General features: G+C 76.3%; 16 protein-coding genes and 1 pseudogene. 6 read left to right on the top strand and 11 right to left on the bottom strand.

What is annotated here, in order from left to right:
* Positions 1-188: 188 nt before the first annotated feature.
* Positions 189-791, bottom strand: coding sequence for a DNA-3-methyladenine glycosylase I (locus IHE55_RS19565; RefSeq protein ID WP_197990201.1), 603 nt, complete (start codon positions 789-791; stop codon positions 189-191).
* Positions 788-1,909 (bottom strand): DivIVA domain-containing protein, encoded by a 1,122-nt coding sequence (locus IHE55_RS33205; RefSeq protein ID WP_372442697.1) that lies wholly within the window; start codon positions 1,907-1,909, stop codon positions 788-790. The genes IHE55_RS19565 and IHE55_RS33205 overlap by 4 nt, the downstream gene beginning before the upstream one ends.
* A 245-nt stretch (positions 1,910-2,154) precedes the next feature.
* Between IHE55_RS33205 and folP the strand changes: the two genes are divergently transcribed.
* A complete protein-coding gene (folP, locus tag IHE55_RS19555; protein ID WP_197990200.1) occupies positions 2,155-3,015 on the top strand; it encodes a dihydropteroate synthase in 861 nt (286 codons plus the stop codon).
* 374 nt (positions 3,016-3,389) lie between these two features.
* On the opposite strand, the gene IHE55_RS19550 is transcribed toward folP, so the two are convergent.
* Both IHE55_RS19550 and dapE read right to left on the bottom strand, forming a co-directional pair.
* On the bottom strand, positions 3,390-4,139 hold the full coding sequence (locus IHE55_RS19550) for an LOG family protein (RefSeq protein ID WP_197990199.1): 750 nt from the start codon (positions 4,137-4,139) through the stop codon (positions 3,390-3,392).
* Between the two features lie 370 nt (positions 4,140-4,509).
* Positions 4,510-5,611, bottom strand: a pseudogene (gene dapE, locus IHE55_RS19545) (succinyl-diaminopimelate desuccinylase).
* Positions 5,612-6,017: 406 nt separating this feature from the next.
* On the opposite strand from dapE, the gene IHE55_RS19540 reads away from it, so the two are divergent.
* Both IHE55_RS19540 and IHE55_RS19535 read left to right on the top strand, forming a co-directional pair.
* Positions 6,018-6,962 (top strand): hypothetical protein, encoded by a 945-nt coding sequence (locus IHE55_RS19540; RefSeq protein ID WP_197992119.1) that lies wholly within the window; start codon positions 6,018-6,020, stop codon positions 6,960-6,962.
* A gap of 290 nt (positions 6,963-7,252) precedes the next feature.
* Complete coding sequence (locus IHE55_RS19535; RefSeq protein ID WP_197990198.1) at positions 7,253-7,681, top strand: ATP-binding protein; 429 nt, start codon at positions 7,253-7,255, stop codon at positions 7,679-7,681.
* Positions 7,682-7,947: 266 nt separating this feature from the next.
* Here IHE55_RS19535 and dapC read toward each other — a convergent pair whose 3' ends face one another.
* Both dapC and fdxA read right to left on the bottom strand, forming a co-directional pair.
* On the bottom strand, positions 7,948-9,045 hold the full coding sequence (dapC, locus tag IHE55_RS19530) for a succinyldiaminopimelate transaminase (RefSeq protein WP_197990197.1): 1,098 nt from the start codon (positions 9,043-9,045) through the stop codon (positions 7,948-7,950).
* Positions 9,046-9,634: 589 nt separating this feature from the next.
* Entirely contained in the window at positions 9,635-9,955 is a 321-nt protein-coding gene (fdxA, locus tag IHE55_RS19525; RefSeq protein ID WP_197990196.1) for a ferredoxin, read from the bottom strand.
* Between the two features lie 138 nt (positions 9,956-10,093).
* On the opposite strand from fdxA, the gene IHE55_RS19520 reads away from it, so the two are divergent.
* Positions 10,094-11,242 (top strand): GNAT family N-acetyltransferase, encoded by a 1,149-nt coding sequence (locus tag IHE55_RS19520; protein ID WP_197990195.1) that lies wholly within the window; start codon positions 10,094-10,096, stop codon positions 11,240-11,242.
* A 90-nt stretch (positions 11,243-11,332) separates the two neighbouring features.
* Positions 11,333-12,202, top strand: coding sequence for a transglutaminase-like and tetratricopeptide repeat-containing protein (locus tag IHE55_RS19515; protein WP_197990194.1), 870 nt, complete (start codon positions 11,333-11,335; stop codon positions 12,200-12,202).
* A 438-nt stretch (positions 12,203-12,640) separates the two neighbouring features.
* On the opposite strand, the gene IHE55_RS19510 is transcribed toward IHE55_RS19515, so the two are convergent.
* The 4 genes from IHE55_RS19510 to IHE55_RS19495 all read right to left on the bottom strand — a co-directional run bounded on the left by IHE55_RS19510 (position 12,641) and on the right by IHE55_RS19495 (position 17,197).
* Complete coding sequence (locus IHE55_RS19510) at positions 12,641-15,112, bottom strand: peptidoglycan binding domain-containing protein (protein ID WP_197990193.1); 2,472 nt, start codon at positions 15,110-15,112, stop codon at positions 12,641-12,643.
* A 202-nt stretch (positions 15,113-15,314) separates the two neighbouring features.
* Complete coding sequence (locus IHE55_RS19505) at positions 15,315-15,701, bottom strand: DUF6113 family protein (RefSeq protein WP_197990192.1); 387 nt, start codon at positions 15,699-15,701, stop codon at positions 15,315-15,317.
* Between the two features lie 209 nt (positions 15,702-15,910).
* The gene (gene mshB, locus IHE55_RS19500; RefSeq protein ID WP_307826896.1) at positions 15,911-16,762 is read right to left on the bottom strand and encodes an N-acetyl-1-D-myo-inositol-2-amino-2-deoxy-alpha-D-glucopyranoside deacetylase; all 852 of its coding nucleotides are present in this window, start codon (positions 16,760-16,762) and stop codon (positions 15,911-15,913) included.
* Between the two features lie 240 nt (positions 16,763-17,002).
* A complete protein-coding gene (locus IHE55_RS19495) occupies positions 17,003-17,197 on the bottom strand; it encodes a hypothetical protein (protein ID WP_197990190.1) in 195 nt (64 codons plus the stop codon).
* 241 nt (positions 17,198-17,438) lie between these two features.
* On the opposite strand from IHE55_RS19495, the gene IHE55_RS19490 reads away from it, so the two are divergent.
* Positions 17,439-19,718 (top strand): S9 family peptidase, encoded by a 2,280-nt coding sequence (locus IHE55_RS19490; protein ID WP_197990189.1) that lies wholly within the window; start codon positions 17,439-17,441, stop codon positions 19,716-19,718.
* A 153-nt stretch (positions 19,719-19,871) separates the two neighbouring features.
* Here IHE55_RS19490 and IHE55_RS19485 read toward each other — a convergent pair whose 3' ends face one another.
* Positions 19,872-21,161: a hypothetical protein gene (locus IHE55_RS19485; RefSeq protein ID WP_197990188.1), complete on the bottom strand. Its 1,290-nt coding sequence runs from the start codon at positions 21,159-21,161 to the stop codon at positions 19,872-19,874.
* Positions 21,162-21,425: the final 264 nt, after the last annotated feature.

The raw sequence follows: 21,425 nt of genomic DNA, 5'->3' as shown, positions 1-21,425 counted from the left end.
CCACCGGCCGGCCGGCCCGGGGACCGCCGGACCGGCGCGGGCCAGCCGCCCGCGGTCCGTTCGCCGTCGGGCCTCGGTCGGTCCGCCGGGCGGCTCGGCCCCGGGCCGGCCTCGACCCCGACGGGCCGGCCTCGACCCCGACGGGCCGGCCGCGGCCAGGACGGGCCGGTCCCGGCCCCGCCGGACGGTCAGGCCCGGTTGAGGCGGACGTGGCAGTCGGCGAGGTGGTCGTCCACCAGCCCGCACGCCTGCATCAGCGCGTACGCGGTGGTCGGGCCGATGAAGCGGAAGCCCCGCTTCTTGAGGTCCCGGGCGAGCGCCGTGGACTCCGGGGTGATGGCGGGCACGTCGGCGAAGGTCCGGGGCACCGGCCTGCCGTCGGGGTCCGGGGCGTACGACCAGATGAGCGCGTCCAGCTCGCCGGGCTCCAGCTCCGCCGCCACCCGGGCGTTGGCGATGGTCGCGGCGATCTTCGCCCGGTTGCGGATGATCCGCGGGTCGGCGAGGAGACGGTCGGCGTCGGCGTCGGTGAACGCGGCCACCTTGTGGATGTGGAAGCCGTCGAAGGCGGCCCGGAAGCCCTCCCGGCGGCGGAGGATGGTGAGCCAGGACAGCCCCGACTGGAACGCCTCCAGGCACATCCGCTCGTACAGCGCGTCGTCACCGTGGACCGGGCGGCCCCACTCCTCGTCGTGGTAGGCGCGGTAGTCCGCCGCGGATTCCGGTTCCAGTCCGCCCCACGGGCAGCGGGCCAGCCCGTCCACCCCGGTCACCACCGTCTTGCCGGTCATCGCTCCCCGCCCTTCTCGTCGTTCCCGTCCGCACCCTGGGCCCGCGGCGCGGGCTCTTCCCGGTGCGCGGTCTTCTCCGGGCCCGTTTCGTCCTGCGGGCCCGCCCCCTTCTCCGGGCCCGCTCCGTCCTGCGGATCCGTCCCCTTCTCCGGCCCCGTTCCGTCCTGCGGATCCGTCCCCTTCTCCGGCCCCGTTCCGTCCTGCGGGTCCGTCCCCTTCTCCGGGCCCGCTTCGTCCTGCGGGGCCGCTCCGTCGCCGGGGTCGGTCCCGCCCCCGGGACCCGTCGCGTCCGTCGTGGCGTCCCGGGCGTCGGCCGGAACGGCCTCCCGGTCCGCGGCTGAGGGCTCGACCCCGTCCCGGCCGTCGGCCGGGGTGCCGTCCTCGTTCGCGGTGCCCGGCAGCTCCTGGCTCTCCCCCGAACGGTCCTCCGCCGCCTCCGCCCCGCCCTCTTCCGGCGCGCCGGCGGACGGCACACCGCCGACCGGCGTACCGGCGGGCGCGGCCGTACCGTCCGCCTCCGGCACCACCGCGCCGTCCTGACCCGTACCCGCCACGCCCGCGCCGTCCTGACCCGTACCGTCCCGGCCCGTACCGTCCGCTTCCCCGCCCGGCGGCGCCTGCTCCGGCGGGACCGTGGCCCAGCCCGGGGCGAACGGCGCGTGTTCCGGCGGGACGGGGACGGGCGCGGCCACGGTGGAGCCGGCGGGGCCCGTCCCGGCCGGACGGCCGTCCCGGCCCCGGTCGCCGCCCTCCGCGGCCGGGCTGCCGTACCCGTACCCGGTGGTCCCGGCGCCGGCCCGGGCGAGCGCGTACTCCAGCTCCACGATGCGGGCGTCCCGCTCCGCGAGTTCCGCGCCGAGCCGCTCCAAGACGTCGTCCACGTCGGCCATCCGGTAGCCGCGCAGCGCCGGCGGCAGCCGCACCGCCTGCACATCGGCCCGGTTCAGCGGCCGGTCCGCCGGCAGCGGCCAGTGGAGCCGGTCGGGCGGTGCGTCGGCGAGGGGACCGTTCTCCCGGCCTCCGACCACGGCGAGGGTGACCGCCCCGATCACCACGACGAGCGCGATGAGCAAAAACACGAACACGACGATCTTCTCCCCGGGGCGCGCGTACGGCATCCGTCCGCCCCGATCGTGCCATGCCCCGGGGGACGCGCCGAGCGCGGTGGCCGGAGGGAGCCGGTTGGTCCCGCCGCGCCGATCATGTTGGATTCGACGGAGACGGCGGTCCGCCCGGCCCGCACCGGACACGGGGCCGCCCGGCGGACCGGCCCGCGACCGGGGCACGGTCCGGCGGGACCACTACGTCCACGGCCGCGAGCACGGCCGTGACCACCGACGGGACCACGGGAGAAGGAGCAGGGATGCTGCGGCTGGGACGGCGCGAGTTCGCGGAGCACGAGCAGGTGATCATGGCGATCGTGAACCGGACGCCGGATTCCTTCTACGACCAGGGGGCGACCTTCCACGACGAGCCCGCGCTGGCCCGGGTGGAGCAGGCGGTGGCGGAGGGGGCCGCCATCATCGACATCGGCGGGGTGAAGGCCGGCCCCGGCGAAGAGGTGTCGGCGGCGGAGGAGGTGCGGCGCACGGTCGGTTTCGTGGCCGATGTGCGGCGGCGGTTCCCGGACGTGGTGATCAGCGTGGACACCTGGCGGCACGAGGTCGGCGAGGCGGTCTGCGAGGCCGGCGCGGACCTGCTCAACGACGCCTGGGGCGGCGTCGATCCGGCACTGGCCGAGGTCGCCGCCCGGTACGGCGCCGGGCTGGTGTGCACCCACGCGGGCGGCGCACAGCCGCGCACCCGGCCGCACCGGGTGGTCTACGACGACGTGATGGCCGACATCCTGCGGGTCACCCTGGGGCTGGCCGAGCGCGCGGTGGAACTGGGCGTGCGGCGGGACGGCATCCTCATCGACCCGGGCCACGACTTCGGGAAGAACACCCGGCACTCGCTGGAGGCGACGCGCCGGCTGGACGAGATGGTGGCGACCGGCTGGCCGGTGCTGGTGTCGCTCTCCAACAAGGACTTCGTCGGCGAGACGCTCGACAAGCCGGTCAAGGAGCGGGTGCTGGGCACGCTGGCGACCACGGCGGTGTCGGCGTGGCTGGGCGCCCGGGTCTACCGGGTGCACGAGGTGGCGGAGACCCGGCAGGTGCTGGACATGGTGTCGACCATCGCCGGTCACCGGCCGCCGGCGGTCGCCCGCCGCGGGCTGGCCTGAGGCGTGCGCGGCGGCCGGGCCGTCACCGGGCGGTCCCGCCGCCCGGCGGCAGCACGGACCCCCGCGCGTACTCCATGACCGTCATCGTGCGGACGAAGAAGTACCGGCGGCCCGCGACCGGGCGCGTGTCGGCAGCCAAGGGCCGGCGGCCCGGGACGGAGCCGGCCACCGGGGCCGGCGGCCCGGGCGCACCCCGCCCGCCGGAGGAACCCGGCCGCCGGGTGCGCCGGAGCGGTCAGCGGACGGTGCTGGCTTCCCCCGGAACGGGCCCCGGACGGACCGGGCCGGCCCCCGGACACACCCGGCCGCCGGACACAGCCGGCCGCCGGACGCGCCGCACCGGACCGCCGGGGCGGCCCGGCCCGGGGGCGGGTTTAGATACCGATCTCCTTGGTCATCAGGGCGACCGCCTCGTCCACGTCGTCGGTGAGGTGGAACAGCTCCAGGTCGGCGGTGGACGCCTTGCCCTCGGCGACCAGGGTCTCGCGGAGCCAGCCCACCAGCCCCCGCCAGTAGTCGCTGCCGAAGAGCACGATGGGGAAACGGGTGACCTTCTTCGTCTGGACCAGGGTCAGCGCCTCGAAGAGCTCGTCCAGCGTGCCGAGGCCGCCGGGCAGCACCACGAACCCCTGCGCGTACTTCACGAACATCGTCTTCCGCACGAAGAAGTACCGGAAGTTCACCCCGATGTCGACGTACGGGTTGAGGCCCTGCTCGAAGGGCAGCTCGATGCCGAGGCCGACCGAGACGCCGCCCGCCTCGCAGGCCCCCTTGTTGGCGGCCTCCATGGCGCCCGGACCACCGCCGGTGATCACCGCGAACCCGGCGTCGGCCAGGGCCCGGCCGATGCGCACCCCGGCCTCGTACTCGGGTGAGTCCCGGAGTGTGCGCGCGGAGCCGAACACGCTGACCGCGCGGCCGAGTTCGGCGAGCGCCCCGAAGCCCTCGACGAACTCCGCCTGGATGCGCATCACCCGGAACGGGTCCTCGTGGACCCAGGCCGCCGACGGCTGCGTGTCCAGCAGGGCCTGATCGGTCGTGCCGGGCCGCATCTGGTCGCGACGGCGCACGACGGGGCCCATCCGCTGCTCGTGCAGCGTTCGCTCTTCTTCAGCGTTGCCCATGGTGTGCTCCCTTCGCGTCGGACCTCCCCGGGCCGGTCGCCCGGCGGCGGGGACGGATCTTTGGTTCAGCCTAGGCCCCAGGTGACCACGGGGAACGCAATTCCCGCGGTCCGCCGCATGACCGGGTGGCGTCGGCGCGGCGGGGCCGGCCGCGAGCGGGCGCGTACCCCCCGCTCGCCGCCCGTACCGCACGCCCCGCACCCGCCCCGGTCCGCCCCCCGCCACCGCGCCCGCCCGCCCGCCGGCGTGGGAACCGCGGCACCGGGCCGGGGGGCGGGGTACGGGAGCCGGCGTGCGGCGGGGCACGGACGACCGGGGCGAGGGGCGTACCGGCGCGACCGGGGCGGCTACGGGTACCCCGGGCCGCGTGTCAGTCGGTGAGCCAGGCGCGCAGGCGTTCCTCCGCGGCGAGGACGGCGTCCACCCGTACGTGCTCCTCACGGGTGTGCGCCAGCTTGGGGTCGCCGGGCCCGTAGTTGACGGCCGGGACGCCGAGGGCCGAGAAGCGGGCGACATCGGTCCAGGCGTCCTTGGGCGCCACCTCGACGCCGATGGCGTCGACGAACGCGGCGGCGGCCGGGTGCGAGAGGCCGGGCAGCGCACCGGGCGCGCTGTCGGTGAGCACCACCTCGAAGCCGTCGAACACCTCGCGGACGTGCGCCAGCGCCTCCTCCTCGGAACGGTCAGGCGCGAAGCGGAAGTTGACCGTGACGGTGCAGAAGTCGGGGATGACGTTGGTGGCGTGCCCGCCGTCGATCCGTACCGCGTTGAGTCCCTCGCGGTAGCGCAGTCCGTCGATCTCCACCTGGCGCGGGACGTAACCGGCCAGCCGGTCCAGGACCGGCGCCGCCTTGTGGATGGCGTTGTCACCCAGCCAGCTGCGCGCGGAGTGCGCACGCCGTCCGGTGGTCTTGACGAGGACCCGCAGGCTGCCCTGACAGCCGCCCTCGATCTTGCCGTCGGTGGGCTCCAGGAGCACCGCGAAGTCGCCGGCGAGCCAGTCGGGGTGCCGTTCGACCAGCCGCTTGAGGCCGTTCAGCTCGGCGGCGACCTCCTCGTGGTCGTAGAAGACGAAGGTCAGGTCGCGGTTGGGCGCGGGCACGGTGGCGGCGACGCGCAGCTGCACCGCGACCCCGGACTTCATGTCCGAGGTGCCGCAGCCCCACAGCACGCCCCCCGCCGGTGTCCCCCGCCCCGCCGGACCCGCCGGCCTCCAGACGGGAGGGCACGTTGTCGGCGATCGGCACGGTGTCGATGTGCCCGGCGAGGACCACCCGCTCCGCCCGCCCCAGCCGGGTACGGGCCACCACGGCGTCCCCGTCGCGGTCCACCGTCAGGTGCGGCAGATCGCGCAGGGCCCGCTCGATCGCGTCGGCGAGGGGCTTCTCGTCGCCGCTGACCGAGGGGAAGTCCACGAGCTGGGCGGTCAGCCGGGCGGCGTCCAGGGACAAGTCGAGAGCGCGGTGTTCCATGTCCGCGACCCTATCCCTTCCCTCCCGGCGCCCCCGGTCCTCCCGGCGTCCCCGCCGGCCCCGGCGTCCCTGGCGGCCCGGCCCGCCCGGAGTCCCCGGCCGTCCGGCCCGGCCGGCCGCCGGCGCGCGGACGCACCGGCACACCGCACCGGCGCGCGCGGACCCACCACCGCACGCCGTCCCGGGCCCCGGCCCGGCGACCCACGGCCACGGCACGGGGGCCCCACCGACGCCACCGGACACGACCCGGGGCCCCACCGGACACGGCCCGGGCGCCACCGGACACGGCCCGGGCGCCACCGGAGACGCGCCGTCAGCCGTCACCGGAGGCGCGACGGGCGTCCGCCGGCCGCGCCGTGGGGAGGCCCGGCACCCGTCGGGTGCGCGGCGGGTGCGCTCCAGTAGCGTGGGACGGGTGCCCCCTGCGATCTTCTCCAGCCGCGCCCGGCTTCTGCGTGCGGGAGCGGCCTGTGCCGTGCTGCTGGCGGTGGTCGGGTATGTGGTCGCGCACCTGCTGACCGGTGGCGGCGGGCCGCCGCGCTGCTTCGCGCGGGCCTCCGCCGAGACGGTGGCGGTCGACCCCGAGCAGGCCGTGAACGCCGCGACGATAACGGCCGTGGCCTCCGGCCGGGCGCTCCCCCGGCGGGCGGTGACCATCGCGCTCGCGACCGCACTGCAGGAGTCCGGTCTGCGCAACATCCGCCACGGTGACCGGGACTCCCTCGGCCTGTTCCAGCAACGCCCGTCGCAGGGCTGGGGAAAGCCGGAGCAGATCCTCGACCCGGTGTACTCGGCCGGGATCTTCTACGACCGGCTGGTGGAGGTGCCCGGCTACTCCCGGCTCCCGCTCACCGTCGCCGCCCAGCGGGTGCAGCTCAGCGGCTACCCGCAGGCGTACGCCAAGCGGGAGACGGACGCGGTGGCGCTCACCGAGGTGCTCACCGGGCGCGCCGAGGGCGCGTTCACCTGCCCGGGGCTCCCGGACGACGGGCGGGCCGGCGACCCGGACCGGGTGCGCGAGACGCTGCGGCGCGAGTTCGGCCCGCGGGTGCTGCCCTCCCCCGAGGACCCGGCGGACGGCACCGCCGCCACCGGCGGGGGCACGGACGGGCGGCGGACCGGACGGACGGACGACGACCGGGTGATCGTGGTGCCGGTCCGCTCCGACGACGGCGAGGCGCCGCGGCGCGGCTGGGAGTTGGCGTACTGGGCGGTGGCGCACTCGACCGAGCTGCGCATCGAACGCGTCGCCTACCGGGGCCTGGAGTGGTCCGGGGACAACTCCGCGGACGGCTGGCGGCGCACCGGCCGGCCCGCCGACGGGGAGGTCCGGCTCACCGTCGCGCACTAGTACGGCCCGTCACCCGCGGGGGCCCCTGCCCGGTGCCGGTATTGACGGCCGCCACCCGCCCCGCGAGGCCCCGGCGGGGGTCGTCACCACACGGTCAGCGGAACGCCGATACGTTTCCTCCGCCCCTGGTCGGACAGCCGGATCACCGGTTTTCCCGCGGAAACGATGATGCGACGCATTGCCGATTCTTTACCCGAGCGCACCGAAACCTTCCCGCGTCCGATGGCGATAGGCACAGCGTCCGCCCGCCGGACAGCAGATCTCAACGTCCCTCCCCGCGAAGGAGCATCATGTCCCTCCCCCTCACGCGTCGGATCGCCCGAGCCGCGCTGCTGGTCGCAGCGGGCGCAGCTCCGGTGGTCGGGGCCGCCGGCGCGGCCGGCGCCGCGGAGCTGCCGAAGGTCGCCAACCTCAGCGGCGTCAGCACTCCGGACCTCGCCGACGTGGGGTCCTCCGCCGAAAGCACCACCAAGAAGCTCGGGAAGACGGCGGGCCGGGTGAGCGACAAGGGCCTTCCGGCGGCCGGCAAGTCCCTGACCAAGGCCACCAGGTCCGTCACCGGCGCGTACCTGCCCGGCGCCCAGGCCAAGGGCAAGGGCGTCAAGCCGGGCAAGGCGAAGGTTGCCCCCGGCCTGCCCGGCACCAAGGACCTGCCGGTCAGCACCGTGATCTCGACCGACAAGCTGCCGGTCCGGACGCTGCCCGCGGTCGGCCGCTGACCCACCGCGGTCCGGGCCGCCGGCCGCGGCGCGGGGGCCCGTGCCCGGCCGGGTGCCGGGCGGCCCGCGCGGGGCCGGCCCGTACGCCGCGGGGGTCCGCCGTCACACCGGGGCCCGGGGAGCGTTTCCAGCTCCCCGGGCCCCGGTGCCGTGAGGGCCGCCGTGACCCCGCCGCGGCCGGCGGCCGGCCGTACCCGCACGGCGGCCGGCCGTCCGCCGTACCCGCGGCGCCCGGCGGTCCGCCGTGACCACCCCGCAGCCGGCGGTCAGCCGGCCAGGCGCCGGACGGCCGCGTCCACCCGCTCGTCGGTGGCGGTGAAGGCGACCCGCACGTGCCGGGCGCCGGCCGGGCCGTAGAACTCGCCGGGGGCGACCAGGATGCCCAGTTCGGCCAGGGCGCCCACGGTCTCCCAGCACGGCTCGTCGCGGGTGGACCACAGGTACAGCGACGCCTCGCTGTGCTCGATGCGGAAGCCGTACGCCTCCAGCGCCTCGCGCAGCGCGGTACGGCGGCGGGCGTACCGCTCGCGCTGCTCGCCCACGTGCTCGTGGTCGGCGAGTGCCGCGACGGTGGCGGCCTGCACCGGGGCGGGCACCATCAGGCCGGAGTGCTTCCGCACGGTGAGCAGTTCGCCGAGCACCGCCGGGTCACCGGCCGCGAACGCGGCCCGGTAGCCGGCCAGGTTGGAGCGCTTGGAGAGCGAGTGGACGGCGAGCAGCCCGTCGAAGCTGCCGCCGCAGATGTCCCGGTGGAGCACCGAGACCGGCTCGGCGGTCCAGCCCAGCTCCAGGTAGCACTCGTCGCTGACGAGCAGGACGCCGTGCTCCCGGGCCCAGCCGACCGCGGCCCGCAGCTCGTCCTCGTCCAGCACCCGCCCGGTGGGGTTGGACGGGGAGTTCAGCCACAGCAGCTTCAGCCCGGCCGGGTCCAGCTCGGTCACCTCGTCGTAGGCGACCGGCTCGGCACCCGCCAGCCGGGCGCCCACCTCGTAGGTGGGGTAGGCCAGGCGCGGGAAGGCCACCCGGTCACCGGGACCGAGTCCGAGCTGGGCGGGCAGCGCCGCCACGAACTCCTTGGAGCCGACCAGCGGCAGCACGTTGCGGTGGTCCGCGCCGGTGGCGCCCAGCCGGCGCTCCACCCAGCCGGTGAGCGCGTCCCGCAGCGCGGTGGTGCCCCAGACCGTCGGGTAGCCGGGGCTGTCGGACGCCGCGGCGAGCGCGTTCCGGATCACCCCGGGCACCGGATCGACCGGCGTGCCCACCGACAGGTCCACGATGCCGTCCGGGTGCGCGGCGGCGGTCGCCTTGTACGGTTCGAGGCGGTCCCAGGGGAAGACCGGGAGGCGGCTGGAGACTGCGGACACGTGCTTCTTCTTTCTCGAACGGTTCCTGGACGCGTGCCCGGCACCGCTGCCGGGCACGCCGCGCCGGCACGGACGCACGGGCCGGGCGCCGGCACGGACACCACGGGGCCGGCGGCCCTTCACGGACGCCACGGACGGGCGCCGGTCGGGGACACGCAGGCCCGGTGCCGCACCGCGCCGCGGGAACACATTCGCACTTCCGGCCGGAACACGACCCCGTGACCGGCGGAAACCACCCCGCCCGGCCGCCGGCCCACCCGTGGGCCCGGCCCGGGGCGACCGTACGACCGGCCCGGGAACGGCCGTACGACCGTCCGGGCCGTGGCATTACTCCGGGCCGTGGCGTGCGTCCGCGCCGGGACCTGCGTCCGAGCCGTGACGTACGTCCGGACCGGGACGGCCGGCGGGGCGGGCGCCGGGACACCACCGGGCGGCCGCCGGGCCCTCCCCGGCCCCGCCGGACGTCCGGGGTGCGGGTACGCGACACGCCCCGGCCCCGTACCGCTGCGGACCGCCTCTCCCACCGGGGCGGGGGAGGCGCGGGCGGTACGGGACCGGGGCGGCGCCGGCACTCGCTGCCGTGTCGCGCTTACTGGTTCTGGGGCTCCAGCGCGGCGATGAACGGGTGGTCCCGCTCGATCAGACCGAGCTTGGAGGCACCACCGGGCGAGCCGAGCTCGTCGAAGAACTCGACGTTCGCCTTGTAGTAGTCCTTCCACTCCTCAGGAGTGTCATCTTCGTAGAAGATCGCCTCAACCGGGCACACCGGCTCACAGGCTCCGCAGTCGACGCATTCGTCCGGGTGGATGTACAAGGCCCGGGAACCCTCGTAGATGCAGTCGACGGGGCACTCCTCGATGCAAGCCTTGTCCTTCACGTCGACACAAGGCTGCGCGATGACGTAGGTCACGCTGTCGTTCCTCCTCGGTAAGGCCGGCGGACCGGTCTGCGGTTCCGCCGCGGGCGCGCGGGAGCGCGGCGTCGTCGATGCCCGCACCTAGTATCTCCGTTCTTGGGCACCAGTCGAACATGAGGGGCGGAGAGGGTTGTGGATTTCACCACCGGCGGACGCTTCGAGGTGAGCATTACCCCCGCTGACGTGGGAAAACGCGTGTCGGTACGGTACCGGTACGAATCCGCCAAACCTCAAGAGAGGTTCACGGACGCAGTCGGCGTGCTCACATCATGGACCGACGAAGTGTTGCAGATCACACCTAGATCCGGCGACACCGTCCGGATTCCGGAGGCGGCGCTGGTGGCCGGGAAGGTCGTGCCGGCCACCCCCGTCCGCCGCCGGGGTCCGGCGGCGGACGCCCGGGAGCTGGACCGGGTCGCCGCCCGCGCCTGGCCCCCGCTGGAGAGCGAGGCGCTGGGCGAGTGGCGGCTGCGCGCCGCCGGCGGCTTCACCCGGCGCGCCAACTCGGTGCTGGCGCTGGGCGATCCCGGCCTGCCGCTGGACGCCGCGCTGGAGCGGGTCACCGCCTGGTACGGCGAGCGCGGTCTCCCCGCCTACCTCCAGCTCAGCGCCGGCGCGGCGGGCACCCAGGAGTGGCTCGCCGCCGAGCTGCAGGCGCGCGGCTGGGTGCGGGAGGTGAACGCGGAGATACGCGTCGGAGCGCTGGCGCCGGTCGCCGACCTCACCGACGACACCGGTCGGGTCACGCTCTCCCGCGACCTCCCGCCCGGCTGGCTCGACCGCTACCAGCGGTTCCTCCGGCCCGGGCCGGAGGTGGTCCAGGTGCTGTACGGCGGCCCCTCGGTCTGGTTCGCCACCGTCCCGGCCGGTGCGGACACCACCGGGGGCCTGGCGCCGTCGGCCACCGGCCCGGCGGCCGGTTCCGGCCCGGCCGGCGGGACCGGCGGTGCGGGCACGGCCGGCGGGGCCGAAGGTGCCGGCGGGACCGGTGGTGCGGAGCCGGCGGAGGTCCGGGCGCCCGCCGCCATCGGCCGGTGCGTGGTGGACGGCCGCTGGGCGGGGTTCACCGCCGTGGAGGTCGCCCCGGAGAGCCGCCGGCAGGGCCTGGCCACGGAGGTGATGGCCGCGCTCGCCCGCCAGGCGCTGGCGGAGGGCGCGTCGGCCGCGTACCTCCAGGTGGAGGCGGACAATGACGGTGCCCGCGCGCTCTACGACGGCATGGGTTTCCGCCGCCACCACACCTACCATCACTGGCGGGCCCCACGGCCGGACCAGGGCTGACGGGCCCACGGCCGGACCAGGGCCGACCGGCGTCCGGCGGCGGGCGCCGGGCGGGTCACGGCACAGGCACCGGACACGGACGGACGGGCGATGAACGACATCCCGGGCAGCGGCGGACCCCGTGAGGACGCGCCGGACACCGCCGACCGACGGCGACGGTTCGCCGAGGCGGCCCGCGACGAGCGCCCCGATCTGGCGCTGCTGTGCCTGCTGGTGGGGGCCGAGGCGGACCCGGAGCTGGACGAGGCGGGGATGGACGCCGCGCAGATGGAGCTGGACCGGCTGGCCGGGCTGCTGCCGTACGCCCCGGCCGGGCCTGCCGGGTGGGCCGAGGCGGTGGGCCGGGTGCTCGGCCGGGAGTGCGGGTTCCACGGCACCCCGGCGGAGTACCGGCGGCTGGAGTCCTCCCTGCTCCACCGGGTGCTGGAGCGCCGCCGGGGGCTGCCGATCCTGCTGTCGGTGGTCTGGATGGAGGTGGCGCGCCGGGCCGGCGCCCCGGTCCACGGCGTGGCGCTGCCCGGGCACTTCGTGGTCGGGTTCGGCGACCCCTACGGGGAGGACGTCCTGGTGGACCCGTTCGACGGCGGCCGGGTCCTGTCCACGGCGGACGCGGCGCGGCTGGTGGGCGGCGCGACCGGGGCACCGCTGGATCCCGCCCTGCTGGTGCCGGCCGGTCCGCTGGAGATCATGCTGCGCATCCTCAACAACATCCGCGCCTGGGCCGCGCCCCGGCCGGAGCGGTCCGCGGTCCAGCTGTGGGCGATCGAACTGTCGCTGCTGCTGCCCAGCCACCCCGCCCGGCTCCGCCTGGAGCGGGCCCAGCTGCTCGTACGCCGGGGCGAGTTCGCCCTGGGCGCCCGGGAGCTGGAGGAGTACGCGGACGTGGTGGCGGCGGTGGAGCCGGAGACCGCCGAGACGGTGCGCCGGCAGGCCCGGGCCGCCCGCGCGCTGCTCAACTGACCCCGGGGCGGGCCGTGGCGAGCTGGCCGGACCGGCACCGGACCGTCGGGACGGCCGGACCGGCACCGGACCGTCGGGACGGCCGGACCGGGCGCGGGGCCGCACGCGGGCCCGGCGACGGCCCGACAGGGGCTCGGCAGGCCCCACTGCCCCCCGTCCGCTGCCGTCCGACCCCCGATGTCCTGTTCCCGGCCCCCTGCCCGGCCCCCACGTAGCCGCCCGCCCCCTGCCCGGTCGGCTCTGCTCCGTCCCGGGGCCCTGCCCACCCGGCCTCTGATGGGCCTCTGATGTGCGGCACGCCCGGCCCCCGCCCGGGGCCCTGTCGCCTGCTCGCCCCGGCCCGGCCAGCGGCCGGCCGGCCGAGGGCAGGGACCGGAACGGCGACGGGGCCGGTCCGCGCTGTGGCGGACCGGCCCCGTCGTGGTGCCCGGCGGGCGGTCAGGAGGCGAGCTTGGCCCCCTGCACCGTCGCCACCCGCTTCTCCGGCGGCGCGGGCGCGGTCTTCCGCAGCGCCTCGACCATCGCGGCCGCCGCGTGCTGCGGGCTCAGCGGGACGTCGCCGGCGCCGCCCTCGATGACCACCTGGTCGTACATGTGGCCGTACTTCTCCTTCAGCAGCTCGGTGTCGATCACCGGCTGCAGGGTGCCGTCGGCACCGGGCTTCATCGACAGCAGCTCGCCGATGCTCTGCTCGCTGAACGGCACCTCCAGGCCGGCGGCCCGCACGTACACCCAGCCCGACAGGGCCGGCTCGGCGAACTCCTTCATCGCCCGCTCGACCTCGTCCCTGCCGACCTTGGGCTGACGGGTGACCACCGGGAGTTCGACGGCCCGGTCCTGGCCGGTCTCGGCCCGGTCCCGGTACGCCGCGGAGACCGCCGCGACCGCCTTGGCCACGTCCAGCCCCTTGCCGGGCCGGCCGTAGACCGGCTCGGCCTTGCCGGCGACGAACTTGATGGTGCCCTCCCGGGCGGTGCCGGACTCCCCGGCGAGCCGCTCCAGCGCGTCGGAGAGCTTCTCCTCGTCCACCACGACCGGGTCGCCCCCGGTGCGGGTGCCGCCGAAGAGCGAGCCGATGACGTTCACCGGGTTGTAGTCGCGGCCGGCGACGTCCCGGACGGTGCCCTCGGTGTCCAGGGACAGCCCGGCCACCGACGGCTTGAGCTCGTGCTGCTCGCCGTCCACGGTGACCTTCAGCGGGGCCTGGGCGCGCTTGCCGAGCCGGCTGTCGAGCTTCTCGACGGCCTCCTCCTTGGAGCTGCCGCCGATGTCCACCCCGAGCACGGTGGTGCCGTTGGGCACGTCGGCGTGGTTCATCACCAGGCCCGCCGCGTAGGCGACGCCGACCACACCGACCAGGGCCGCGCCGAGCAGGACCAGCTTGTTGCGGCCCTTCCTGGCGGGCTTCCCGGCCGGCTTGGCCGCGGGTGCGGCGGCCGGCGGGGACGGCGGGGCGGAGTTGCTGGCCGCGGTGAGCGCGTCCAGCGCGGACGGGTCGCCCTCGAAGGTCGGGAACGGCGAGGACTTCGAGCCCGAACCGGAACCCGAACCGGATCGGGGGCCCTTGCCGGAACCGCCGCCGGAGCGCGCGCCGGCACCGGCCCCTCGGGATCCGGAACCCGAGCCGGCTCCCTGCCCCGCCCCGGTCTTCTTCTTCCGGTCGGCGGGCGGCACCGGGGGGATGCCGCCGACCAGCGTGTCACCGGAGACGTGCGAGGACGCGCCGCCCCGGTCCGGCAGCGGGTCGTCGCGGAACAGGTTCGGTCCCACGGTCCGGCCCACCGGCTCCTCGGGCGCGGTCCCCTGCCCGCCGAGCACCGGCGAGCCGTGCGGCGGGGTGGGGGTGGGGCCGCCCGGGACCGGCGGGGTGCCCGTGGCCGGACCGGGGTGCCGGTCGCCGAACAGGTCGCCCGGCGGCACCGGCATCTCCCCGGTGCCGGTGGTGGTCGGCCCGTAGGGGGAGCCCGGACCGGGGGCGAAGGGGTCGAGCAGGTGTTCGCCGGTGGTGGCCGACGGGCCGTCCGGGGCGAATCCGGCACCCGGGTCACCGCCGTAGCCGCCGTAGCCCGCCCCCGGGTCGCCCGCGCCGGAGTGGGTGTCGCGGTAACCGCCGTGCGGGTCGCCGGCGCCCGCGTCGCCGAGGCCGCCGCCGTACCCGCCGTCCGGCAGGCCGTAGTCGTGGCCCGCGCCGACCGGTTCGTCGTCCCGGCCGTGGCCGGCCGCGGGGGAGGCGCCGAAGCCCAGGTCCGGGGTGATCGCGGTGGGCCCGGTGGGCGTGGGGTCGTCACCGAAGTACGGCAGGTCCGCACGGTGTCCGGGCGCCTCGGGCGGCGACGGCGCGGGGAACTGCTGCGTGGTCTCCGGCTCCGCGGCGCCGGAGCGGGCGGATGCGGCGGCGTCCGGGCCGCCGGAGCGACCGGTGAGCTGGTCGGCCATCGCGGGCCGCGCGGGGCGAACCTGCTTGCGGGGGGCGAACCAGTCGCTGGTCCGCTCGGTGCTGTCCCCGCCCTCCGGCTCCGCGGCGGGGGCGGACGACTCCCGCCGGCCGCGGCCGCCCATGTCCAGGGTCGCGTCACGGCGAGCCGTGCCGCCGGACCGCTCCTCGTCCGCACCGGAGCCCGCGCCGGACGCACCCTCCTCGCCCACCGGCTTGCGCATGACGACCGGCGGAATGGGGCGCGACCCCGGAATGTTGATCTTGATGCGGGTGGTCAGCGTCGTCTCGGTCCTCGGCTCCTCCGGCAGGGCGGCGGCGCGCGCCTCCGCCTCGTCGGCACCGTCCTGCGGGGCCTGCTGCGTCGGATTCAGCGACGGGTACTGGCGCGATCCGTACGGCGGGGTCCCGGACGGGTACGCGGTACCGCCGCCACCCCGGGCTCCGGAGGACGAACTGTCAGATTCACGGCTCAATGCAGGTTCTCCCGGTTGACTCCGCCGCCCGTCTCATTCGCGCGATGGGGTTCCCCATGCCGTAGGCGAGGGGAGGCTCGGCGGCGCGCACCACCATACTGGGCACCGGCGGCGGTCAGGCGGCGACCGCCGCGTCGCCGGAGCGGGCCCCGGCCCGGCGCCGGGCCCCCGGCCCCGGGCGCGTGAGGCGGAAAACGTCCCGTCACTTACCAAGTCGGACGTAACGGCCGCCCGGTTGCGGCACCTTCGGCATCGTGGCGCACATCACACCGGCCACCATCCCGCCCAGCAGGAAGACGTAGGTGCCGGTCCCGACGGCGAAGACGTAGTCACCCTCCGGCCGGGTGGTGGTGAGGAACAGCACCACGACGGCCCAGCCGGCGGCGGGGATCACCCCGCCCATCCGGGTGCGGGTCAGCTGCACCCCGCCGTAGGTGACGGCCGTCAGCCCGAGCAGCGCCAGCAGCAACCCGCCCGGGAACCAGGCGGCTTGGACCAGCGCTCCGGCGATGCCGGTCAGCACGCCCAGCACCGCGAGGAGCAGGTACGCCCCGGCGCGCAGCGCGCGGGCCGCGCCGCTCGGCGGCACCGGCGCGGAGCCGCCCGGACGCGCTCCCGGTCCGGAGCCCGCGCCGGTGCCCCCGGATCGGGCCCCGCCCGTTCCTCCGGAGGCGGCGGAGCCGCGGCCGGCGGCCGGCGCGCGGGTCGCCCCGGCCGGCTTCCCGGCCGACGCCTTCGCCCGGCCGGTGCCCGCTCCCCCGGTGCCCGCGCGGGCGCGTCCGGGACGGTCTCCGGCGGTCATCGGGTCACCCCCGCGAACAGGTCGTGCTCGATCCCGGCGGCCGCGGTGCCGCGCGCCAGCCGGTAGTACTCGGTGGTCAGCAGCGGCTGCCCCAGCCCGTTGGAGAGCGCGAACCACGGCTCGGCGACCTCGATCTGGGTGGCGTGGGCGCGCATCGCCGCGGCCTTGGCGGCCCCGTACGCGGTGCCGTCGATCACCGTGGTCACCTCGTCCTCGTCCACCACGCCCGGGACGTCGGACGGCGCGCCGACGCCGGGGAAGGGCTGCGGGACCACCGCGCGCAGCCGGGCGAAGGCCTCCTCGACCACCGGCCGGGGGACGCAGTTCCAGAAGACGCGGGAGATCTCGTGCGGGTCGCCGAGGTCGCGGCGGAAGGCCCGTTCGGCGGCGAGTTCGGCGCCGCGCATCGCGACCCGGTGCGCCTGGATGTGGTCGGGGTGGCCGTATCCGCCGTTCGGGTCATAGGTGACCAGTACCTGGGGCCGCACCTGGCGGATGACCTCGACGAGGTGGGCCGCCGCCTCGTCCACGTCGGCGCGCCAGAAGGCGCCGGGGCGGTGGTTCTGCTCCAGACCCATCATCCCGGAGTCGCGGAACCGGCCCTGCCCGCCCAGGAAGCGGTGGTCGGTCACGCCAAGCTCGCGCATGGCGGCGGCCAGCTCGCCGGCGCGGTACGCGCCCAGGCCGCCCTCGCGGTCGGCGGCCAGGTGGGCCAGCCCGGCCGGGATGACCTCACCCTCCTCGCCGAGGGTGCAGGTCACCAGGGTGACCCGCACCCCCTCGGCCGCGTACCGGGCCATGGTGGCGCCGTTGTTGATCGACTCGTCGTCCGGGTGCGCGTGCACCAGCAGCAGCCGCCGTTCGGCAGGCGCCGACGGGGCGCTCGCCGGACGGACGGTCGGTGACGGACCGGTCGCGGGACGCGATGGGGGTCCCCCCGGACGTGATCCGGGGGAGCTTCCGCCGCGGGCGGTGGTGGATGACGGGCGGGACATGGAAACAGCCTACGAGCCCGGCGGCAGCCACGGTGAACCCGGTGCGAACAATCGCCTACCGTGGAGCGTCGGGAAAACCTCCGGGACCGCGGCTCAGAGCTTGACGTCGCCGATCATGTCGGCGACGTTGTTGCCGAGGTCGTCGATCGTCGGCGCGACCGATGAACTCGCCAGGTAGAACCCCAGCAGCACACAGACGATCGCGTGCCCGCCCTTCAACCCGGACTTCTTGATGAGCAGGACGACGATGATCAGCAGCAGCACTGCCGCCGAAATCGAGAGTGCCACAGCGGCTCACCTCCGGTAAGCGAGTTGACGGTCAACCTGTAGATGCTCGTGAGTCATACCCACTATGCGCAGTGGATCATAACGATGCCTGCCTGCGCACGGCTCGGTGCACGGGAGCATGACAGGGGCGCATGCCTGTTCGCACTTGCCAGTTGAGCCCCAGGAGTCACGGTCGTCGCAGGTCGGCGCCGTCCGGCGGGCGGACCGGGCCGGATGCGCCCGGGGGCCGTAATCTCGCCATATGACACAGCAGACGACCGGAGTTCCGTCGTTCCCCCGGCAGCACGCCCGCACGCAGCGGTTCACCCTGGGCACCCCCCGCGCCTTCACCGTCTCCCCGGATGACGCGCGGGTGGTCTTCCTCCGTTCCCGCACGGGTACGGATCGAGCCAATCTGCTGTGGGTCCTCGACCTCGCGGAGGGACGGGAGTTCCCGGCCGCGGACCCGGCGGAGCTGCTGGGCGGGGCGCGCGAGGAGCTGTCCGCCGAGGAGCGGGCGCGGCGCGAACGCAGCCGCGAGGGCGCGGCCGGCGTGGTCGGGTACGCGGTGGACCGGGCCGTGGAGACGGCTGCGTTCGCGCTCTCCGGACGGTTGTTCCGGGCCGACCTGCGGACCGGCGCGGCGGCCGAACTGCCGGTGCCGGGCCCGGTGGTGGACCCCCGGCCCTCCCCGGACGGCTGCCGGATCGGCTACCTGGCCGGCGGTGCGCTGCGGGTGGTGGACGCCGACGGCGGCGGTGACCGGGCGCTGGCCGAACCGGAGTCGCCCACCGTCGGCTACGGGGCGGCCGAGTTCATCGCCGCCGAGGAGATGGACCGCACCCGGGGCTTCTGGTGGTCACCGGACGGGGAGTCGCTGCTGGTCGCCCGGGTGGACGACGCCCCGGTGCGGCGCTGGTGGATCGCCGACCCGGCCCGGCCCGCCGAACCGCCGGCCGAGGTCGCCTACCCGGCGGCGGGCACGCCCAACGCCGAGGTGCGGCTGTTCCTGATGGGCCTGGACGGGGCCCGGACCGAGGTGGTGTGGGACCGGGACCGCCACCCCTACCTGGCCCGGGTGCACTGGTCGGCGTACGGCCCGCCGCTGCTGCTGGTGCAGGCCCGCGACCAGCGCTCGCAGGCGTACCTCACGGTGGACACCGGCACCGGCCGGACCGCGACGCTGCACACCGAGGAGGACCCGGACTGGCTCGATCTTTTCCCCGGGGTGCCCGCGTGGACGCCGGACGGCCGGCTGGTGCGGATCACCGACCGGCCGGCGGGTCCGGACGGCACGCCCGGCGGCCGGGTGCTGATGGTCGGGGACCGGGAGCTGACCACGGCGGAACTCCACGTGCGCGCGGTGCTCGACGTGGGGGCGGAGGACGTGCTGTTCTCCGCGTCACAGGGCGGGGCGGACCGGTCGGCGGACCGGCCGGGCGAGATCAGGGTGTACCGGGCGCCGTTCGGGCCCGCGGGCGGGGACGCGGACCCGAACGGTGTCCGAGGGGCGGACGGCGCGGGCCGGACCGCCGCGGCCGGGCCCGGCGACAAGCCGGCCGGCTGGGAGCCGATCAGCGAGGACACCGCGCCGATGGTCGAGTCGGCGGTGCGCGGCACCCGGGTCCTGGTGCGCTCGTACGCCACTGTGGACGGCCCGGGCGCCCGGCATGAGGTGGTCCGCCCCGGGGACGGGACGGACGACCGGCGGCCGGTGCCGATCGCCTCCCACGCCGAGCGCCCGCTGATCGAGGCCCGGCCCCGGCTGGTGTGCGCCGGTGAACACCGGATCCCCTGCGCGGTGCTGCTGCCCCGTGACCACCGCCCGGCGGACGGGCCGCTCCCGGTGCTGATGGACCCGTACGGCGGGCCGCACGGGCAGCGGGTGGTGGCCGCGCACAACGCGCACCTGACCTCGCAGTGGTTCGCCGACCAGGGGTTCGCGGTGATCGTCGCGGACGGCCGGGGCACCCCGGGGCGCTCCCCCGCCTGGGAGAAGGCGATCCGCGACGACTTCGCCGGGGTGACCCTGGAGGACCAGGTGGCCGCCCTGCACGCGCTCGCCGCGGATCACCCGCTGGACCTGGACCGGGTGGCCATCCGGGGCTGGTCGTACGGCGGTTACCTGGCCGGGCTGGCGGTGCTCCGCCGGCCGGACGTGTTCCACGCGGGCATCGTCGGCGCGCCGGTCACCGACTTCCGGCTCTACGACACCCATTACACCGAGCGGTACCTGGGCCACCCGGACGAGCAGCCCGCCGTCTACGCGGCCAACTCGCTGGTCACCGACGAGGGTCTGGTGGAGGCCGCCGGACCGGCCCGGCCGATGATGATCGTGCACGGGCTGGCCGACGACAACGTGGTGGTGGCGCACTCGCTGCGGCTGTCCTCCGCGCTGCTCGCGGCGGGCCGCCCGCACGAGGTGCTGCCGCTGACCGGGGTCACCCACATGACCCCGCAGGAGCAGGTCGCCGAGAACCTGCTGCTGCTCCAGGTGGACTTCCTCAAGCGGGCCCTGGGGCTGCCCCGGCACGAGGCCTGAGCCCGGGCCGGCGGCCTGTCGGCGGCGGGTGGCCGGGCGGCAGGCCGGGACCATCTGGGACCGGGACCGGTGCCCGGGCCCGGGGGCGGCGCGGGCCCGGCCGGTCACCGTCCGGTCCGGCCGGCGGTCACCGTCCGGTCCGGCCGGCGCGGGTCACCAGCCGGACGGCGGCGGGTCCGGGGGCCGCGGGGGAACCGGCGGCTCGGGCGGATGGGCCGACCCGGGTCCGCCGCCCGGCGGCCCGGCGTCGTCCCCGTACCCGTACCCGGCCGGCGTGCCGTGGCCGCCGCCGTACCCGCCCGGCCCGTTGCCGTACCCGTGACCGCCCGGCCCGGTGCCGTACCCGTGACCGCCCGGTCCGTGGCCGTAGCCACCGGAGGCCGGGGTGCCGTACCCGCCCGGCCCGTCGCCGTAACCGCCGGCCGTGTCGCCGTAACCGCCGGAGCCCGTGCCGTACCCGCCGGCGCCCACGGGCCGGCCGTACCCGCCGGGCGGGCCGTACCCGGGGTGCGGCACCCCGCGCTGGGCGAGCAGCACCAGGGCCAGGAAGCCGGCCAGCACCTCGAAGAAGGAGGTGAGCACGCCGAGCGTCTCGGTGGTGGGCAGTTCGTCGAAGTGCTCGATGTACTCCACCTTGAAGTACACGGCGGTGCCCGATATCCCGTCGAGCAGGACCAGCGCCCCGGTCATCATGCCCAGGGGCCGCGCGTACGCGGCGCGGCGCGCGGTCGCCACGGCGGCGGCCAGCGCGAGCAGCACCGCCGCCCAGGCGGACCAGGCGGGCGGGGTGGCGAGCAGGGTGATGAACAGGCCCTCGCCGGTGATCAGCGCCTCGTACCGTTCCCACTCCAGCTCCTGCGCCCAGTAGAACTGCCAGGCGGCGAGGACCACGCCCGTCGCGGCGAGGACCAGGGCGCCGGCGGCGGCCACGCCCGGACCGGGCACGGCGGGGGCACGGTCGGCGGGCGGGACCTCGTACCCGCCGGGCGGAGCGGCCGGACGGCCGCCGACGACCGCGGTCAGCAGCAGCGCGGTCCCCAGGGCCACCGCCGCCCAGCCGCTGAGGGTGGCGCGGGTCAGCAGCCCGTCGGCGGCGCCCAGGCGCTCGCCCCAGTCGTCGTCCACGGTCCACAGCAGGGGCAGCCGCAGCGCCACGGCGATCAGGCCGAGGGAGCCGAGGGCGCCGGCCGCGGAGGGTGTGCGCAGCGCGGCACCGGCGGCGAAGAGCGCGAGCACCACCAGGACCAGGTCGGCCAGGGCGGAGCCGAACAGGACGGTCGAGGTGCGGTACGGCAGACCGGCCCAGGTCCACCACAGGTCGCCGGGTTCGTCGGCCTCGCCGAGGTCCCGGATGATCCAGGCCGACGAGAGCAGTGCGAGCGCGGCGCAGAGGACCGCCCCGACGACGCGTGCCTGGCGCGTGAGTGTCCGTCCCTGGCCCATGCCTGTAGGTATTTCCCCGGCGCGGGGCCCGGAACCACGCGGAAGCGAAAACGGGTGCGAGGGGTGACCGGGCGGATACGGCGGCCGGCGGAGGTGGCGTCCGCGAGGGGCCGGGTTGACCCGGAGTCAACGCGTCCGACGCCCGTTCGCCACCCCACCGCCATGTGATCACGACCCTGTCAAGCACGTGGCGGCGTCGATCCGTTCACCCTTCGACCAAGAACACAGGCCCGGCCGCATTGACCAACTCCGGCCTATTGACCG

The organism is Streptomyces pactum (genome assembly GCF_016031615.1).
Taxonomy (GTDB): Bacteria; Actinomycetota; Actinomycetes; order Streptomycetales; family Streptomycetaceae; genus Streptomyces; species Streptomyces pactus.
The sequence above is the reverse complement of the archived record's forward strand: the minus strand, read 5'-3'. Positions and strand labels throughout refer to the sequence as shown.

Bases quoted from the DNA above. Each gene is read 5' to 3' on its own strand.
- IHE55_RS19515 (WP_197990194.1), top strand. From the start codon at position 11,333: ATGAACGACATCCCGGGCAGCGGCGGACCCCGTGAGGACGCGCCGGAC.
- IHE55_RS19565 (WP_197990201.1), bottom strand. From the start codon at position 791: ATGACCGGCAAGACGGTGGTGACCGGGGTGGACGGGCTGGCCCGCTGC.
- folP (WP_197990200.1), top strand. From the start codon at position 2,155: ATGCTGCGGCTGGGACGGCGCGAGTTCGCGGAGCACGAGCAGGTGATC.
- IHE55_RS19550 (WP_197990199.1), bottom strand. From the start codon at position 4,139: ATGGGCAACGCTGAAGAAGAGCGAACGCTGCACGAGCAGCGGATGGGC.
- IHE55_RS19485 (WP_197990188.1), bottom strand. From the start codon at position 21,161: ATGGGCCAGGGACGGACACTCACGCGCCAGGCACGCGTCGTCGGGGCG.
- IHE55_RS19490 (WP_197990189.1), top strand. From the start codon at position 17,439: ATGACACAGCAGACGACCGGAGTTCCGTCGTTCCCCCGGCAGCACGCC.
- IHE55_RS19535 (WP_197990198.1), top strand. From the start codon at position 7,253: ATGTCCCTCCCCCTCACGCGTCGGATCGCCCGAGCCGCGCTGCTGGTC.
- IHE55_RS33205 (WP_372442697.1), bottom strand. From the start codon at position 1,909: ATGCCGTACGCGCGCCCCGGGGAGAAGATCGTCGTGTTCGTGTTTTTG.